The sequence below is a fragment of the Streptomyces sp. JNUCC 63 genome (assembly GCF_054366325.1).
Genome location: NZ_CM135963.1, coordinates 2,974,513 through 2,990,687, shown reverse-complemented (window position 1 = coordinate 2,990,687; position 16,175 = coordinate 2,974,513). Strand labels below are relative to the sequence as shown.

Sequence of the window (16,175 nt, the reverse complement as noted above, 5' to 3'; positions counted from 1 at the left end):
CGCATTTTCATGAAGCAGTCTGCCGCCAAGACCCTCGGTGTCGCCGCCCTCGGTGCCGCTTTCGCCGCCGCCGGCGCGGGCGCCGCGAACGCCGCGCCGGCCGCCCCGGACGCGGGCCAGGTACTCGGCTCCGTCAGCAAGGCGCTCCCGACGGAGAACGTCAGCAAGACGCTGCCGGGGGCCGGCCAGGCGCTGAACCAGGCCAAGCCCACGGTCCAGAAGGGCCTCGCCGCCGCGCAGCCCGTCGCCCGCGACACGCTCGGGAACGGCCCGACCAAGCCGGCCGCCGGCCTGCTCGGCGGGCTGCCGGTGCAGGGGCTGCCCACCCACGGCGCGCCGGTGAACGGGCTGCCGCTGGGCTGAGCCGGCCACCATACGACCGGGGCGCACCCCTTGCTTCAGGGTGCGCCCCGACGGCGTTGTGGCGTACGGCACTTGCAGATCGGCCCGGGGACTACCAGGCCGTACGGGCCTTGTCCTCCGAGGGCAGCAGGATCCACAGCACGATGTAGACCAGGAACTGCGGGCCCGGCAGCAGGCAGGAGAGCAGGAAGAGCACGCGCATCGTCGTCGCGGAGGTACCGAAGCGCCGAGCCAGCGCGGCGCACACTCCGCCGATCATGCGGCCGTGGGTGGGGCGGGCAAGGGCGGTCATCCGAACTCCTCCGTGAACTGTTGGGTGCGGGGCCTCCCCGTCGGCTGCCCCGTCCGATGACCACGTTACGGAGACGAAGGGGGCAGAGCGTCACTCCACGGGGCGATGCCCACCCTGGGAATCGTCGGGGTGCGACCCTGAGGCGGGTCCTCCTGGCGTACGGTCGGCCGGTCCCGGCGCTCGGCCCTGTGGCGGAGGCGGGAGCGGCCCGCGGGGACGATCGCCAGGTGGGCCAGGGCCACGCCCACGGTGTTGAGCAGCAGGGTGTCCACGTCCACGACCCGGCCGGGCACGCCGGTCTGCAGCAGGGCTATGCCCAGCGAGACCAGGGCGCCGGCGGCCAGCGTACGGATCAGAGAGGCCACCGGGGAGACGCGGAGTCTGCCGTGGGCCATCGGCAGCAGGACGCCCAGCGGAGCGAGCAGCGCGAGTCCCTCGCCGATGCGCCGGGCCGCCTCGAGCCGGCCCAGCGCCAGGTCGGCGCGGATGGTGGCGAGCGGGCGCAGGTTGGGCGGCGTCACCCAGGGGACGTCCAGCGGGCGCAGCATGAGCCAGGCGACGAGCGCGAGATGGGCGACAAGGAGGGCACCCCCTGTCACACGGACGTGGATCGCGGCGCTGCCGCCGATGGAGCCTTGACGCTGCACGCTCCCCTAGACGCGGTCCTCGGCACGATCGGTTCCGGCAGCGGGCACGCGCCGCCGTGCGTGCCGTGCCACACGTATCCGGCCGTCCGTGTGTCAGCCGTCGGTCACCTGGGCCGACGGCGGCTCCGTGGTGCCCGGCCGGGAGCGCAGCTCCTCGCTGCACTGGTAGCGGCGCAGCCGGGTGTCGTCCGGGCCGCCGAGGACCACGGAGCCGTCGCCCTCGGCGGCCGCCGAGTCGGACAGTGTGCAGACGATCTGCGCGAGGGCGTAAGGGGCGAGGCCGTCCGGTGCGGTGCTCAGCCGGAGCGTTTCCCCGGGGTCCTTGGGGCGCGGTCCGGTGACGGTCAGACCGCCGGGAACGTGCGTGGTGTACCCGGCCGCCGACTCACCGGACGACGGTGCCGCGGCGAGCTGGTCGAGCAGCCCCTGCGCCACGATCACGCGCCGCCGCGCGTCCGCCGTGTTCTCCGGCACCCGTACCGTCCGGTCGACGGTCACCAGCGACGAGCCGCACAGCAGGAACACCTGTACGGGCACTCCACGCGAGGACTGCGTGGTCACGTCCGGCTGCGACAGCGAACAGGGCACACGGGAGGGCGCGGCGCCGAAGTCCGTGGGCACCTCGGTGGAGCGGATCCCGCAGCCGGCGAGCAGCAGGGCCAGGGCGGGGAGCGCCGGCAGGAGTCGGCGTACGTTCATCGGGCCTCCCCCTTCGAACCGTTGCCCTCGCCCTTCCCGCCGTCCTTGTCGCCCTGCTCCTTCTCCGCCGCGAGCGCCGAGGCGTCCTGCGGCAGTCGCAGCGTGAACACCGCGCCGCCCTCGGAGGAGTTGGCCGCGCTGATGCCACCGCCGTGGATGTGGGCGTTGTTCAGGGCGATCGACAGGCCGAGGCCGCTGCCCTCGGAGCGCGGCCGGGAGGCGCTCGCCTTGTAGAACCGGTCGAACACGTGCGGCAGGACGTCCTCCGGGATGCCGGGGCCGTGGTCGCGGACCTGGATGACGATCTCGGCGGATTTCGCCGTCTCCCCGGCCGACTCGCGCACCGACACCCGCACCGGCGAGCCGCCGTGCTTGAGCGCGTTGCCGATGAGGTTGGCGAGGATGACGTCCAGGCGGCGCGGGTCGAGCCGGGCATGGATGCCGCGCTCGGCGTCCAGCTCGACCGCGTCCAGCCAGGCGCGGGCGTCGACGCAGGCGGTGATCTGGTCGGCGATGTCGACGTCGTCCAGGACCAGGCGGGCCGTGCCCGCGTCGAAGCGGGTGACCTCCATCAGGTTCTCGACCAGGTCGTTCAGCCTCCGGGTCTCGCTGACCACGAGCCGTACCGCGGGCTCGATCATCGGGTCGATGCCGCCGCCCTCGGAGTCCAGCTCCTCCTCCAGCACCTCCGTCACGGCGGTGATGGCGGTCAGCGGCGTACGCAGCTCATGGCTCATGTCCGCCACGAAGCGGCGGGAGGAATCGTCGCGGGCGGCCATGTCGGCGACCCGCTTCTCCAGGGCCTCGGCCGCGTTGTTGAACGTGCGGGACAGGTCGGCGAGTTCGTCGGTGCCGGACACCCTGAGCCGGGTGTCGAGCTTGCCCTCGCCGAGCCGGCGCGCGGCGATTCCGAGCCGGTGCACCGGCTTCAGCACGGTCGTGGCGGCGGCCTGGGCGAGCAGCGCGGCGCCGATCAGCGCCAGGCCGGTGGCGATGCCCAGCGACCAGGCCAGCGAGTTGAGGTCCTTGGCCTCCGGCTCCAGCGACTTGAGCATGTAGCCGGTCGGACCGCCCCCGATCACCTTGGTCCCGGCGACGAGGTACGGCGTGCCGTGCCGGCCGACCCGCTGCCAGTACAGGTGGTACGGCGACTTGTTGGCCGACGACAGCGGCTGCCGCTTGTTCACCGCGGCGCGCAGCGACCCGGGCACGTCCTCGAGGGAGAAGCCGCTCAGGCCGCCGGAGGTGCCGTACACCGTGCGGCCGTTCGTGTCCTGGCCGACCAGCAGCACGCTGAAGCGCTGGCTGCTGCCGGCCATCTGACCGGCGGTGTGCTGCAGCTGGTCCTGCGTCGGGTGCGCCGGCAGCGCGCCCGCGCGGTACTGCATCTCCTGCTGGAAGTCGCGCAGCACCGCGTCCTGGGCGCGGGTGAGCACCGCCTCGCGGTTGAGCCAGTAGGCGATCCCGGACGCCGACACGGCGGCGGTCAGCGCGACCAGCGCGAAGACGACGACCAGCCGCAGGCGCAGACTGGTGAACCGCAGCCCGGACAGTGCTCCCCTGCGCCCCGCAGCCCAGCCGCGGAGCCCCCCTTGCTCATCCGTCACTGAGGCGCGTCCAGGCGGTAACCGACTCCGCGCACGGTACGGATCAGCGTCGGGGACGACGGCACGTCCTCGACCTTGGCGCGCAGCCGCTGCACACAGGCGTCCACGAGCCGCGAGTCACCGAGGTAGTCGTGCTCCCACACCAGCCGCAGCAGCTGCTGCCGGGACAGTGCCTGCCCGGGCCGCCGGCTCAGCTCCAGCAGCAGCCTGAGCTCGGTCGGGGTCAGCTGCAGGTCCTCGCCGTTCTTCGTCACCGTCATCGCCGCACGGTCGATGACGAGGCTGCCGAAGGCCGCCGAGTCGTTCGCCTCCCGCTCGCCGCGGCGCAGCACGGCCCGGATCCGGGCGTCCAGCACCCGGCCCTGGACCGGTTTGACGACGTAGTCGTCCGCTCCGGACTCCAGCCCGACCACCACGTCGATGTCGTCGCTGCGCGCGGTGAGCAGAATGATCGGCAGCTGGTCCGTGCGCCGGATGCGCCGGCACACCTCGAACCCGTCGATGCCGGGCAGCATCACGTCCAGCACGATCAGGTCCGGCCGCTGCTCGCGCAGCAGCTTCAGACCGTCCTCACCGCTGGCAGCGGTGGCCACCCGGTGTCCCTGGCGCGTCAGTGAGAGCTCCAGGGCCGTCCGGATGGCGTCGTCGTCCTCGATCAGCAACAGGGAAGGCACGGGCCTCATTCTGGCGCATACGGGGGTGGGTTTCGACACCTGGACAGCTACAGGCCGGTAGCGCTGTGTCATGACCCCTGTGACAGGTCTGTGACAGTCGGCGGACATGGCCATGAAGTCACGCAGGCAAGCTTTTCGGCACAGGCAAGGAAGCACGACGGAACAGACGGAACACCGGAAGTCCACGAACGGGGGGCGCGAGATGAACACGCTGCACAGCACCAGCAACAGCGCAGTGGTCACGCGTCTGCACGACGTGGGCCGGGGTTCGGAGAAGTCCGGTGCCGTGAGCGGGCGGGGGTGCGCTCGCGGCACCGGGCGTCAGCACACCGCGTACATGACGGTGGTTGACGCGCACACGGGGGAAACACACGGGGGAACCGCGTACGGGGAGGTCTCGGGGGAGCGCCGCACCCTGTCGGAGGTGGAGTTCACCGCCTACGTCCAGGAGCGCCGCGCCTCCCTGTACGCAACCGCCTACCACCTCACCGGCGACCGCTTCGAGGCCGAGGACCTGCTGCAGAGCGCGCTGTTCTCGACGTACCGGGCGTGGGACCGGATCAGTGACAAGGCGGCGGTCGGCGGATACCTCCGCCGCACCATGACCAACCTGCACATCAGCGCCTGGCGGCGCCGCAAGCTCAACGAGTACCCGACCGAGGAACTGCCGGAGACGCCCGGCGACACGGACGCCATGCGCGGCACCGAGCTGCGCGCGGTCCTGTGGCAGGCGCTCGCCCGGCTGCCCGAACTCCAGCGCACCATGCTGGTCCTGCGCTACTACGAGGGCCGTACGGACCCGGAGATCGCGGACATCCTCGGCATCAGCGTCGGCACGGTGAAGTCCAGCATCTGGCGCTCGCTGCGCCGGCTGCGCGAGGACGAGGTCCTCAGCTTCGGCCGTGACCAGGAGGAGTCCTTCGGCGAGCTCGTCGCCTGAACCGGCCGAAGGGCAGGGGGAACGGGGGAAAAGGGGGGAACGGGGGAAGTCCGGGGGGACATCGGGGGAATCCGGGGGAGCAACACGGGGGAACGTGGGGAAGCACCAAGGGAGCGGGGCTGGAGGGCCGGGGGGTCCTTCCAGCCCCGTTTTCGCACGCGCACGCGCGGATGTGCGGGGTACGTACGTCCGCGTGCCGTACGCCGCTTACGCCGCCGTCCGTGCCTGCGTCCGACGTCCCGCCGCCGCAGCCTTCAGCCGGCCCAGGGCCTCGTCGAGGTCGCAGGGGTGGGCGCCCAGCGCGACCTGACGGGCGACGATCGACCGCTCGGCGCGCATCAGCCGCCAGCCGCGGCGCAGCAGGAACGGCACCGACTTGCGGCCCTCCTGCAGATCGCGCAGGAAACGCCGGCGGAAGGTGGTGACCGGCCCGCGCGACAGGCACAGCGCGTCGGCCAGGACGCCCAGTTCCCGGCAGCGCTCCACGATCTCGGCGGCGAAGATGCCCTCCGCGATGAACAGCGGGGCGCGGCCGATGTGCAGCGGCTCCTCGCCGGTACGGGCGCTCAGGGCGATGTCGTAGACCGGCACCGTCGCGCTGCCCGTGGCGCACAGCCGGGTGACCGCCTCCACCGCGGCGTCCGCGTCCCACGAGCCGGGGTGGTCCCAGTCGATGTCCGAACTCCCCGTCACCAGCGGCAGGGTGGGGTCGTCACCCTCCTTGTAGAAGTCGTCGAGGCGCAGCACGGGAAGCCCGGAGCGGGCGGCGACCAGGGACTTGCCCGAGCCCGAGGGACCGCAGAGCAGCACGACACGGGCGGATGACGGGAGATGAGAGCTCACGGAACACCAGTTTGACGCATGGTGACGCCCCTGCCGACTCCGCGGGTCGGCTTTGAAGCGTGGCTCACATCTCAACTACTCTGTGCGGCGACCTCGTTACCCGGTGCATCAGAAGGCGGCATCAGCAATGGCCCGACACGCGTCCTCCCCCCGCTCCACCGCCCGGCGTGCCCTGCTCGCCGTCGCGACCGCCGGGGTCGCTCTGGGCGCGGGCGCGACGACGGCCTCGGCGGACGTCCTCCCGGCCACGGGCGGAGGCCACCGGTTCGGTCAGAGCGACCCGCAGGCGGCCGTGCGGACGCTGACCGGCACGGCCCACCACGTCACCGGCCCGGTCGCGGGCCTCAAGCCCAACCCCCTCGCGGGCACCGGCGTCGACCCGCTCGACAACAGCGTCGGCACCCAGATCGCCGACTTCAAGCCGGTCAGTTCGAAGATGCTGACCGGCCCGGTGGCCCAGGCCCCGTCGATCGGCGGCATCCCGGTGGCGGGTCAGGCGCTCGGCACGGTGCGCTGAAGCCCGTGGGCATACGCGAAAGAGCCGCGTCTTCCCTGGTTGGAGGGGAGACGCGGCTCTCGTCCGTGGGGCGGCTCAGTACGACGAGCCCGACGCGCCCAGCGCGCCCGTGGGGTGCCAGACCGTCTTCGTCTCCAGGAAGGCCGTCAGGCGGTCGATGCCGGGAGCCGCGGAGTAATCCACAGGCTGTGGACGGAGGGCGCGCTTGAGGTTGTCCGCCGCCGCGATCTCCAGTTCCCTGGCGAGGTCCTCGTCGGCGCCCGCCAGGTCGATCGCGTTGACGTCCTGGTGGGCGGCGAGGGGCGTGGCGATCTCCGCCGTGCGGCCGGACAGGACGTTGACGACACCGCCGGGCAGGTCGGAGGTGGCCAGCACCTCGCCCAGGGAGAGGGCGGGCAGCGGGGACTTCTCGGAGGCCACGACGACCGCCGTGTTGCCGGTCGCGATCACCGGGGCGATCACCGAGACCAGGCCCAGGAACGACGACTCCTGCGGGGCCAGGACCGCCACGACACCCGTCGGTTCCGGCGTGGAGAGGTTGAAGAACGGGCCCGCCACCGGGTTGCCGCCGCCCACCACCTGGGCGATCTTGTCGGTCCAGCCCGCGTACCAGACCCAGCGGTCGATCGCCGCGTCCACCTGGGCGGCGGCCTTCGACTTCGACAGGCCCTCCGCGTCGGCCACTTCGCGTACGAACTGCTCGCGGCGGCCCTCCAGCATCTCCGCGACGCGGTACAGGATCTGGCCCCGGTTGTACGCCGTCGCGCCGGACCACGCCCCGAACGCCTTGCGCGCCGCCACGACCGCGTCACGGGCGTCCTTGCGGGAGGACAGCGGTGCGTTCGCCAGCCAGTTGCCTTCGGAGTCCGTCACCTCGTACACCCGGCCGCTCTCGGAACGCGGGAACTTCCCGCCGACGTACAGCTTGTAGGTCTTGAAGACCGACAGTCGGGGCTCGGTCTTTTCCGTCTTATCGGACATCGAGGTACGCCTCCAGGCCGTGGCGGCCGCCCTCGCGGCCGAAGCCCGACTCCTTGTAGCCGCCGAACGGCGAGGTCGGGTCGAACTTGTTGAACGTGTTGGACCAGATCACGCCCGCGCGGAGCTTGTTCGCCACCGCCAGAATGCGGGAGCCCTTCTCCGTCCAGATGCCGGCGGAGAGGCCGTACGGCGTGTTGTTGGCCTTGGCGACGGCCTCGTCCGGGGTGCGGAAGGTGAGGACGGACAGCACCGGGCCGAAGATCTCGTCGCGGGCGATGGTGTGCGCCTGGGTGACGTTCGTGAACAGCGTCGGGGCGAACCAGTAACCCGAGGAGGGGAGTTCGCAGGCCGGCGACCAGCGCTCGGCGCCCTCCGCCTCGCCCTGCTCGGCGAGCGCGGTGATCCGGGCCAGCTGCTCGGCGGAGTTGATCGCGCCGATGTCGGTGTTCTTGTCCAGCGGGTCGCCCAGGCGCAGGGTGGAGAGCCTGCGCTTGAGGGAGTCGAGCAGCTCGTCGTGGATCGACTCCTGGACCAGCAGGCGCGAGCCCGCGCAGCAGACCTGGCCCTGGTTGAAGAAGATGCCGCCCACGATGCCCTCGACGGCCTGGTCGATCGGCGCGTCGTCGAAGACGATGTTGGCGCCCTTGCCGCCCAGTTCCAGGGTCAGCTTCTTGCGCGTGCCCGCGACCGTGCGGGCGATCTCCTTGCCGACGGCCGTGGAGCCGGTGAAGGCGACCTTGTCCACGTCCGGGTGCGCGACGAGCGCGGCGCCCGCGTCGCCGTAGCCGGGAAGGATGTTGACGACACCCTTCGGCAGGCCCGCCTGGCGGCAGACGTCCGCGAAGAACAGCGCGGAGAGCGGGGTGGTCTCGGCGGGCTTGAGCACGACCGTGTTGCCGGTCGCGAGGGCCGGGGCGATCTTCCACGCCAGCATCAGCAGGGGGAAGTTCCAGGGGATGACCTGGCCGGCCACGCCCAGGGGCTTCGGGTTCGGGCCGAAGCCCGCGTGGTCGAGCTTGTCCGCCCAGCCGGCGTAGTAGAAGAAGTGCGCGGCCACCAGGGGCAGGTCCGCGTCCCTCGTCTCCTTGATCGGCTTGCCGTTGTCCAGCGTCTCCAGGACCGCCAGCTCACGGCTGCGCTCCTGGATGACGCGGGCGATGCGGAACAGGTACTTGGCGCGCTCGGAACCGGGCAGCGCCGACCACTTCCCGAAGGCCTTCCGGGCGGCCCTGACCGCGCGGTCCACGTCGGCCTCACCGGCCTGGGCGACCTCGGAGAGCACCTCTTCCGTGCTGGGGGAGACGGTCTTGAAGACCTTGCCGTCGGCCGCCTCGCCGAACTCGCCGTCGATGAACAGGCCGTAGGACGGGGCGATGTCGACGATCGCGCGCGACTCGGGCGCGGGTGCGTACTCGAATGCCATGGTGATCAGTCCACCGTCACGTAGTCGGGGCCGGAGTAACGGCCGGTGGCCAGCTTCTGACGCTGCATCAGCAGGTCGTTCAGGAGCGAGGAGGCGCCGAAGCGGAACCAGTGGTTGTCCAGCCAGTCCTCGCCGACGGTCTCGTTGACCAGGACGAGGAACTTGATCGCGTCCTTGGAGGTGCGGATGCCGCCGGCCGGCTTCACCCCGACCTGCACACCGGTCTGCGCCCGGAAGTCACGGACGGCCTCCAGCATGAGCAGGGTGTTGGCCGGGGTCGCGTTGACGGCGACCTTGCCGGTGGAGGTCTTGATGAAGTCGGCGCCCGCCAGCATGCCGAGCCAGCTCGCCCGGCGGATGTTGTCATACGTCGACAGCTCGCCGGTCTCGAAGATGACCTTCAGGCGGGCGCTCGCCCCGCAGGCCTCCTTCACGGCGACGATCTCGTCGTACACCTTCAGGTACCTGCCCGCGAGGAACGCCCCGCGGTCGATGACCATGTCGATCTCGTCGGCGCCCGCGGCGACCGCCTCGCGCACGTCCGCCAGCTTGACGCTCAGCGGCGCGCGGCCGGCCGGGAAGGCGGTGGCGACCGAGGCGACCTTCACGTCCGAGCCGGCGACGGCCTGTTTGGCGACGGCCACCATGTCGGGGTAGACGCAGACGGCCGCGGTGGTGGGGGTCGTACGGTCCGTCGGGTCGGGGTGGACCGCCTTGGCGCCGAGCGCCCGGACCTTGCCGGGGGTGTCCGCGCCTTCCAGCGTCGTCAGGTCGACCATCGAGATGGCGAGGTCGATGGCGTACGCCTTCGCGGTGGTCTTGATGGAACGGGTGCCGAGCGAGGCGGCGCGCGCCTCCAGGCCGACCGCGTCGACGCCGGGCAGCCCGTGGAGGAAGCGGCGCAGCGTGCTGTCGGACGCGGTGACGCCGGCGAGTGCAGCAGGTGCAGCGGGTGCAGTGGTGGGCATGGTCACCAGGCGAGCATATCTACGCGCGTAGCAGCTGTACAGCCCCGAGGCTCGTCTCATGTCGCTTTCGGGCGTCGTGCACAATCGGGGCCATGACGACGCCCGAGCACGAGCCCACCGCGCCGCAGCCGCCGAGCCCCGAGTTCAAGGACCGGGTGTACCGGTCGTCCGCCGGCATCGCGGGCGGTGTCCTGCTGCTCGCCGTCGTCGGGTGGCTGGGCATCGACGCGCTGGTCGCGGGCGAGGGCCATACCCCTTGGCTGGCGCTCGCCGCGATGATTCTCGTCGTGCCGCTCGTGGTCGCCTTCACGCTGCGGCCCGCGGTGTTCGCCAACGACGAGCGGCTGCGTGTCCGCAATCCCTTCCGTGTGATCGTGCTGCCGTGGGGGCAGGTCTCCGGACTGCGTTCCGGCTACTCCAACGAGGTTTTCGACCAGTCCGGCACCAAGTACCAGCTGTGGGCGTTGCCCGTCTCCCTGCGGGCGCGCAAGCGGGCCGCCCGGCAGCAGGCGCGGGCCGCCGCCGCGGGCGAGCGCGGGGTGGGCGGCGCGGGGCGGACCGGGACCGGTGGACGTGGCGGCAGTGCCTTCGGGTTCGGGGGGCCGGGGCGCGGGTCGGGCGCCGGTGCCGGGGGCGACGGGCCCATTCGCGCGGAGACCGACCAGCACATGGACGATCTGCGTGAGCTTCAGGAACGGCGCGAGAACGCCGAGGCCGCCCAGGGGCAGGTGAGTGTCCGCTGGGCGTACGAGATCGTCGGGCCGACGGTGGCCGGTGCGATTCTGCTGGCGATTCTGCTGGCGGTGGGGTGACGGGCGCGCCGGTGGGTTTCGGGAAGGGGGGTCCCTCTGTGCGAGGGACCCCCCTTTCGCCTTTGGTACGGCTGTGGGTCAGATGCCGGCGGCCGTGGACAGGTCCCGTTTGATCGACGCCAGGAGCCCGGCGGCCTTCGCGCGGGCTGTCGGGAGGTCGGCGTGCGTCCCTACCGGGACCACGACCTCCAGGTAGCACTTCAGCTTGGGCTCCGTGCCGCTGGGGCGGACCACCACGCGGGCGCCGTCGAGGGTGTAGCGGAGGCCGTCCGTGGGGGGCAGTGTGCCGGTGCCCCGGGTGAGATCCTCGGAGCGGGTGATGGGCAGGCCCGCGAGCTCGGTCGGGGGCTGCTCGCGCAGGCGGCGCATCACGTCGGCGATGAGCGAGAGGTCCTGGACGCGGACCGAGAGCTGGTCGGTGGCGTGCAGGCCGTGCTCGACGGCGAGGTCGTCGAGGAGGTCCAGGAGGGTGCGGCCCGCGGCGGAGCCGCCGTCGGATGCCGTCTGCTTGAGCCGTGAGGCCAGTTCGGCGATCAGCAGGGCCGCGGTGATGCCGTCCTTGTCGCGTACGCCGTCGGGGTCGACGCAGTAGCCGAGGGCCTCCTCGTAGCCGTAGCGCAGGCCCTCCACGCGGGCGATCCACTTGAAGCCGGTGAGGGTCTCCTCGTGGGGAAGGCCCGCCTTCTCGGCGATGCGGCCGAGGAGGGAGGACGACACGATCGACTCCGCGAACGTCCCGGTGGCTCCGCGATCGACCAGGTGGGCGGCCAGGAGCGAGCCCACCTCGTCGCCGCGCAGCATGCGCCAGTCCTCGCCGTCCTTGACCGCCACGGCGCAGCGGTCCGCGTCCGGGTCGTTGGCGATGATCAGGTCGGGGTTCGTCTCGCGGGCCTTCGCGAACGCCAGGTCCATCGCGCCGGGCTCCTCCGGGTTGGGGAAGGCCACGGTCGGGAAGTCCGGGTCCGGTTCCGCCTGTTCGGGGACCAGGTCGGGGGTGGGGAAGCCGGCGCGGGCGAAGGCGGCGAGGAGGGTGTCCTTGCCGACGCCGTGCATCGCCGTGTAGACGGTGCGGGCGGTGCGGGGGGAGCCGGGGCTCAGTACGGCGTCCGTACGGGCGAGGTAGGCGTCGTGGACGTCCTCGCCGAGAGTGTCCCAGCCGGAGTCCGGGCGGGGGACGGTGGTGAGGGTGGTGATCGCGTCGATCTCGGCGGCGATGTCGGCGTCGGCGGGCGGGACGATCTGGGAGCCGTCGCCCAGGTAGACCTTGTAGCCGTTGTCGCGAGGCGGGTTGTGGCTGGCGGTGACCTCCACGCCGGCGACCGCGCCGAGGTGCCGGATGGCGAAGGCGAGGACGGGGGTGGGGAGGGGGCGGGGGAGTACGGCGGCACGCAGGCCGGCGCCGGTCATGACGGCGGCGGTGTCGCGGGCGAAGTCTTCCGACTTGTGGCGGGCGTCGTAGCCGATGACGACCAGGCCGCCCGTGTGGCCGTTCTTGGTGAGGTACGCGGCGAGGCCGGCGGCGGCTCGGACGACGACGGAGCGGTTCATGCGCATGGGGCCGGCACCGAGTTCGCCGCGCAGGCCGGCGGTGCCGAACTGGAGGGTGCCGGCGAAGCGGGCGGCGAGTTCCTCGACGTCCCCGGTGTCGATGAGGCGGGCGAGTTCGCCACGGGTGTCCGGGTCGGGGTCCTCGGCCAGCCAGGCCTTGGCCCTTGCGATGAGGTCGTCGTGCACGTGGGGTCAGCCTCTCGTGTGTCGGTCCTGGGGCCTGTGCCTCCGGCGGTGGGGGCTGGGGCGCCTGCGGTGTGGTGGTGGGGCGGGCCGTGGGGGTGCGGGTGCCTCCGGCGGTGGGGGCGGGGGCGCCTGCGGTGTGGTGGTGGGCGGGGCCGTGGGGGTGCGTCCAGCCCGCCGCGCACGGGCGTACTGCTCCGAGTCTCCATGGTGGGACTGGGCAGAGACGAAGTATGCGGCGGGCTGTCGACGCACCCCCACGGCCCCTTCCGCCGTCGGGCGGCCGTCCCGCCGTCGTGGCGGAGGGCGGGTTCCCTTTACAGGCGGTCCAGCACCTGGGCCAGGAGGGAGCCCATGCGGGTGGCGCTGTCCCGGCCCGCCCGGAGGACTTCCTCGTGGTTGAGGGGTTCGCCGGTCATGCCGGCGGCGAGGTTGGTGACCAGGGAGATGCCGAGGACCTCGGCGCCGGCCTCGCGGGCGGCGATGGCTTCCAGGACCGTGGACATGCCGACCAGGTCCGCGCCGATGACGCGGGCCATGCGGATCTCGGCCGGCGTCTCGTAGTGCGGGCCGGGGAACTGGGCGTAGACGCCCTCCTCGAGGGTGGGGTCGACCTCCTTGCACAGGGCGCGCAGGCGGGGGGAGTAGAGGTCGGTGAGGTCGACGAAGTTGGCGCCGACGATCGGGGAGGTGGCCGTCAGGTTGATGTGGTCGCTGATCAGGACGGGCTGGCCGGGGCGCATGCCCTCGCGCAGGCCGCCGCAGCCGTTGGTGAGCACGATCGTCTTGCATCCGGCCGAGACGGCGGTGCGTACGCCGTGGGCCACGGCGGCCACGCCCCGGCCCTCGTAGTAGTGGGTGCGGCCCAGGAAGACCAGGGCGCGCTTGTTCCCGATGGCGTACGAGCGGATCTTGCCGCCGTGGCCCTCCACCGCCGGCGGCGGGAATCCGGGCAGCTCGGTGACCTGGAGCTCGGCGTCGGGGGCCCCCAGGGCGTCGACGGCCGGAGCCCAGCCGGAGCCCATCACGAGGGCGACGTCGTGGGTCTCGGCACCGGTGAGTTCCCGCAGGCGCGTGGCGGCGGCGTCGGCAGCGGCGTAGGGGTCGCCCTGGATGTCGTCCGGGAGTAGAGATGCGTTCACGTTGTCGAGGGTAGCCGGTATTCGCCTACGCGCGTAGATGATGGAGGTTAAGGGAGGGGGATCGTTGTCTTGTCGTTTCCGACGAGGGGGCGTCGAGGGTTCAGGCCTCGTCCGTGATGAGGACGTCCTTGTCGTTGAACACCTCGACGATGAAGATCAGCAGTCGGCCGCGGCTGACCGTGTACTCCACCAGAATGTTCTGCGTGAGGCGGATCGTGCGGTCGTCGCCGGTGGCGCTTATGGGCCGGGACACCGAAAGGAAAGGGTCGCGGGCCAGGAGAGCGATGCCCTTGTCGAACGCGGTGCGCTGCTGGTCGTCGAGCCTGTCACGGGCCGCGGCAGCCTGCTCGGTGTAGTAGACGTCGTACGTGGCGATGGGGGCCATGTCGCTCTCCCGTTCGTGCGTCGATCAGCCCAATTCTAGGGGCCGGCCTGCTCAGCAGGGCCGCTTGCGCAACTCCATCACGTAATCGTGTGGCGCTCCCGCCGATTCGGCCGCGTCGGCGATTTCGCCGAGGTAGCGGGCGGAGGGGAGGCCGCCCTCGTAGGCGTTGAGGACGTAGGCCCAGGCGGGTTCCTCGCCGTCGAGGGTGTGGACGCGGACACGAGTGCGACGGTAGAGGCCCAGGCCCGCGCCCACCCAGCGGTCGAGGGAGTCCTCGTCCATGGGGGCGATGTCGTACAGCGCGACGAAGACCTGAGAGAGCGGGTCCTCGACGAGCGTCGCCAGCGCGCCCTCCCAGCCCATGTGCTCGCCGCCGAAGGTCAGCCGCCAGCCGTTCAGCCACCCCGTGGCGCGCAGCGGCGAGTGCGGGGCGCGGCGGGACATCAGCCGCGCGTCGAGGTTGCCGGCGTACGCGGCGTAGAGCGACATGGGTCGAGCGTACGGCAGCAGCGCACTCGCCCCGCCGATCTCAGGGGCAACGGAAAACGGTCCGGCCGCGCCCCGGGGCAGTAGCACCTTGAACAGTGCGGGACAATGGAGTACGTGACTCGGATCGTGATCATCGGTGGTGGACCCGGCGGATACGAAGCGGCGCTGGTGGCGGCGCAGCTCGGCGCGGAGGTGACCGTCGTCGACTGCGACGGTCTGGGCGGAGCGTCGGTGCTGACCGACTGCGTGCCGTCGAAGACGCTCATCGCTACGGCCGAGGTGATGACCACCTTCGACTCGTCGCACCAGGAACTGGGGATCATCGTCGCCGACGACACCCCTCCGATGGAGCAGTCCGCCCGGGTGGTGGGTGTCGACCTGGGGAAGGTCAACCGCCGTGTGAAACGGCTGGCGCTCGCCCAGTCCCACGACATCACCGCGTCCGTGACGCGGGCCGGCGCCCGGGTGATGCGCGGGCGTGGCCGGCTGGAGGGCATGCAGGCACTCGACGGGTCGCGGAAGGTCGTCGTCACGGCGGCGGACGGCAGTGAGGAGACGCTCACCGCGGACGCGGTGCTCATCGCGACCGGCGGGCACCCGCGCGAGCTGCCCGACGCCCAGCCGGACGGCGAGCGCATCCTGACCTGGACCCAGGTCTACGACCTCACCGAGCTTCCCGAGGAGCTCATCGTGGTCGGGTCCGGCGTGACCGGTGCCGAGTTCGCCGGTGCCTACCAGGCGCTCGGGTCGAAGGTCACGCTGGTGTCCTCCCGGGACCGGGTGCTGCCGGGCGAGGACCCGGACGCGGCGGCTGTGCTGGAGGACGTCTTCCGGCGTCGCGGCATGAACGTCATGGCGCGCTCGCGGGCCGCCGCGGCCAAGCGGGTCGGGGACCGGGTGGAGGTGACGCTGGCCGACGGGCGCGTCATCAGCGGCTCGCACTGTCTGATGGCCGTCGGCGCCATCCCGAACAGCGCGGGGCTGGGCCTGGAGGAGGCCGGTGTCAGGCTGCGCGAGTCCGGTCACATCTGGACCGACAAGGTGTCGCGGACCACGGCTCCGGGCGTGTACGCGGCCGGCGACGTGACCGGTGTCTTCGCGCTCGCGTCGGTGGCGGCGATGCAGGGACGTATCGCCATGTACCACTTCCTGGGCGACGCGGTGGCCCCGCTGAACCTCAAGACGGTCTCGGCCAACGTCTTCACCGACCCCGAGATCGCCACCGTCGGCTACAGCCAGGCCGACGTGGACGCCGGCAAGATCGACGCCTGCTGCGTGAAGCTCCCGCTGCTGCGCAACCCGCGCGCCAAGATGCAGGGCATCCGGGACGGCTTCGTCAAGATCTTCTGCCGTCCGGGTACGGGCATCGTGGTCGGCGGTGTGGTCGTGGCGCCGCGCGCCTCGGAACTCATCCACCCCATCTCGATCGCCGTCGACAACAACCTGACGGTGGAACAGATCGCGAACGCGTTCACTGTCTATCCCTCCCTGTCGGGGTCGATCGCCGAGGTGGCCCGGCAGCTGCACACGCGCAAGACGGGTGCCGAGGCGTAGGGCGGGCCCGACGGCCGGGTTCCGGCGCATGGGGCCGGGGTTCTATACCACTTCGTGTCCTGCGGTGCGAACAACTTCTGCTATTCGACGCAAACCGCTGAAAGCAGA

At 71.8% G+C, this 16,175-nt stretch carries 18 protein-coding genes; 5 read left to right on the top strand and 13 right to left on the bottom strand.

Features of this window, described 5'->3' with window-relative positions:
• The first annotated feature begins 9 nt into the window (after positions 1-9).
• Positions 10-363, top strand: a complete 354-nt coding sequence (locus ACX25U_RS13510) for an ATP-binding protein (protein ID WP_454391891.1) — start codon at positions 10-12, stop codon at positions 361-363.
• Between the two features lie 91 nt (positions 364-454).
• Here the strand turns inward: ACX25U_RS13510 and ACX25U_RS13505 are convergent, their stop codons facing one another.
• The 5 genes from ACX25U_RS13505 to afsQ1 all read right to left on the bottom strand — a co-directional run bounded on the left by ACX25U_RS13505 (position 455) and on the right by afsQ1 (position 4,282).
• A complete protein-coding gene (locus ACX25U_RS13505) occupies positions 455-655 on the bottom strand; it encodes a PspC domain-containing protein (protein ID WP_454391889.1) in 201 nt (66 codons plus the stop codon).
• 65 nt (positions 656-720) lie between these two features.
• The gene (locus ACX25U_RS13500) at positions 721-1,302 is read right to left on the bottom strand and encodes a VanZ family protein (protein ID WP_454391887.1); all 582 of its coding nucleotides are present in this window, start codon (positions 1,300-1,302) and stop codon (positions 721-723) included.
• A 93-nt stretch (positions 1,303-1,395) separates the two neighbouring features.
• A complete protein-coding gene (locus ACX25U_RS13495; RefSeq protein WP_454391885.1) occupies positions 1,396-2,001 on the bottom strand; it encodes a hypothetical protein in 606 nt (201 codons plus the stop codon).
• Positions 1,998-3,608, bottom strand: a complete 1,611-nt coding sequence (locus ACX25U_RS13490) for an ATP-binding protein (RefSeq protein ID WP_454391883.1) — start codon at positions 3,606-3,608, stop codon at positions 1,998-2,000. Before ACX25U_RS13490 ends, ACX25U_RS13495 begins: the two co-directional genes overlap by 4 nt.
• The gene (afsQ1, locus tag ACX25U_RS13485; RefSeq protein ID WP_454391881.1) at positions 3,605-4,282 is read right to left on the bottom strand and encodes a two-component system response regulator AfsQ1; all 678 of its coding nucleotides are present in this window, start codon (positions 4,280-4,282) and stop codon (positions 3,605-3,607) included. The genes ACX25U_RS13490 and afsQ1 overlap by 4 nt, the downstream gene beginning before the upstream one ends.
• Positions 4,283-4,484: 202 nt before the next feature.
• Here afsQ1 and ACX25U_RS13480 point away from each other — a divergent pair, with 202 nt between their 5' ends.
• The gene (locus ACX25U_RS13480; protein ID WP_454391879.1) at positions 4,485-5,222 is read left to right on the top strand and encodes a SigE family RNA polymerase sigma factor; all 738 of its coding nucleotides are present in this window, start codon (positions 4,485-4,487) and stop codon (positions 5,220-5,222) included.
• Positions 5,223-5,429: 207 nt separating this feature from the next.
• Here the strand turns inward: ACX25U_RS13480 and ACX25U_RS13475 are convergent, their stop codons facing one another.
• Positions 5,430-6,065 carry a uridine kinase family protein gene (locus tag ACX25U_RS13475; protein ID WP_454391878.1) on the bottom strand — a complete coding sequence of 212 codons (636 nt, stop codon included), beginning with the start codon at positions 6,063-6,065 and terminating at the stop codon, positions 5,430-5,432.
• Positions 6,066-6,192: 127 nt separating this feature from the next.
• Between ACX25U_RS13475 and ACX25U_RS13470 the strand changes: the two genes are divergently transcribed.
• The gene (locus ACX25U_RS13470; RefSeq protein ID WP_454391876.1) at positions 6,193-6,582 is read left to right on the top strand and encodes a hypothetical protein; all 390 of its coding nucleotides are present in this window, start codon (positions 6,193-6,195) and stop codon (positions 6,580-6,582) included.
• A gap of 75 nt (positions 6,583-6,657) precedes the next feature.
• Here ACX25U_RS13470 and ACX25U_RS13465 read toward each other — a convergent pair whose 3' ends face one another.
• Genes ACX25U_RS13465 through deoC form a run of 3 tightly spaced genes read right to left on the bottom strand, consistent with a single transcriptional unit; the run spans position 6,658 to position 9,954 of the window.
• A complete protein-coding gene (locus ACX25U_RS13465) occupies positions 6,658-7,563 on the bottom strand; it encodes an aldehyde dehydrogenase family protein (RefSeq protein ID WP_454391874.1) in 906 nt (301 codons plus the stop codon).
• A complete protein-coding gene (locus ACX25U_RS13460) occupies positions 7,553-8,992 on the bottom strand; it encodes an aldehyde dehydrogenase family protein (protein WP_454394255.1) in 1,440 nt (479 codons plus the stop codon). Before ACX25U_RS13460 ends, ACX25U_RS13465 begins: the two co-directional genes overlap by 11 nt.
• Positions 8,992-9,954, bottom strand: coding sequence for a deoxyribose-phosphate aldolase (gene deoC / locus ACX25U_RS13455; protein WP_454394253.1), 963 nt, complete (start codon positions 9,952-9,954; stop codon positions 8,992-8,994). The genes ACX25U_RS13460 and deoC overlap by 1 nt, the downstream gene beginning before the upstream one ends.
• A gap of 92 nt (positions 9,955-10,046) precedes the next feature.
• Here deoC and ACX25U_RS13450 point away from each other — a divergent pair, with 92 nt between their 5' ends.
• Positions 10,047-10,766: a PH domain-containing protein gene (locus tag ACX25U_RS13450; protein WP_454391872.1), complete on the top strand. Its 720-nt coding sequence runs from the start codon at positions 10,047-10,049 to the stop codon at positions 10,764-10,766.
• A 78-nt stretch (positions 10,767-10,844) separates the two neighbouring features.
• Here ACX25U_RS13450 and ACX25U_RS13445 read toward each other — a convergent pair whose 3' ends face one another.
• The 4 genes from ACX25U_RS13445 to ACX25U_RS13430 form a co-directional block, all read right to left on the bottom strand.
• Positions 10,845-12,500 carry a phospho-sugar mutase gene (locus ACX25U_RS13445; RefSeq protein ID WP_454391870.1) on the bottom strand — a complete coding sequence of 552 codons (1,656 nt, stop codon included), beginning with the start codon at positions 12,498-12,500 and terminating at the stop codon, positions 10,845-10,847.
• A 314-nt stretch (positions 12,501-12,814) separates the two neighbouring features.
• Positions 12,815-13,639 carry a purine-nucleoside phosphorylase gene (locus tag ACX25U_RS13440; RefSeq protein WP_454391868.1) on the bottom strand — a complete coding sequence of 275 codons (825 nt, stop codon included), beginning with the start codon at positions 13,637-13,639 and terminating at the stop codon, positions 12,815-12,817.
• A 100-nt stretch (positions 13,640-13,739) separates the two neighbouring features.
• Positions 13,740-14,024, bottom strand: a complete 285-nt coding sequence (locus ACX25U_RS13435) for a type II toxin-antitoxin system RelE family toxin (RefSeq protein WP_454391866.1) — start codon at positions 14,022-14,024, stop codon at positions 13,740-13,742.
• Between the two features lie 51 nt (positions 14,025-14,075).
• The gene (locus ACX25U_RS13430) at positions 14,076-14,513 is read right to left on the bottom strand and encodes a gamma-glutamylcyclotransferase (RefSeq protein WP_454391864.1); all 438 of its coding nucleotides are present in this window, start codon (positions 14,511-14,513) and stop codon (positions 14,076-14,078) included.
• A 105-nt stretch (positions 14,514-14,618) separates the two neighbouring features.
• Between ACX25U_RS13430 and ACX25U_RS13425 the strand changes: the two genes are divergently transcribed.
• On the top strand, positions 14,619-16,067 hold the full coding sequence (locus tag ACX25U_RS13425) for an NAD(P)H-quinone dehydrogenase (RefSeq protein ID WP_454391862.1): 1,449 nt from the start codon (positions 14,619-14,621) through the stop codon (positions 16,065-16,067).
• Positions 16,068-16,175 lie beyond the last annotated feature (108 nt).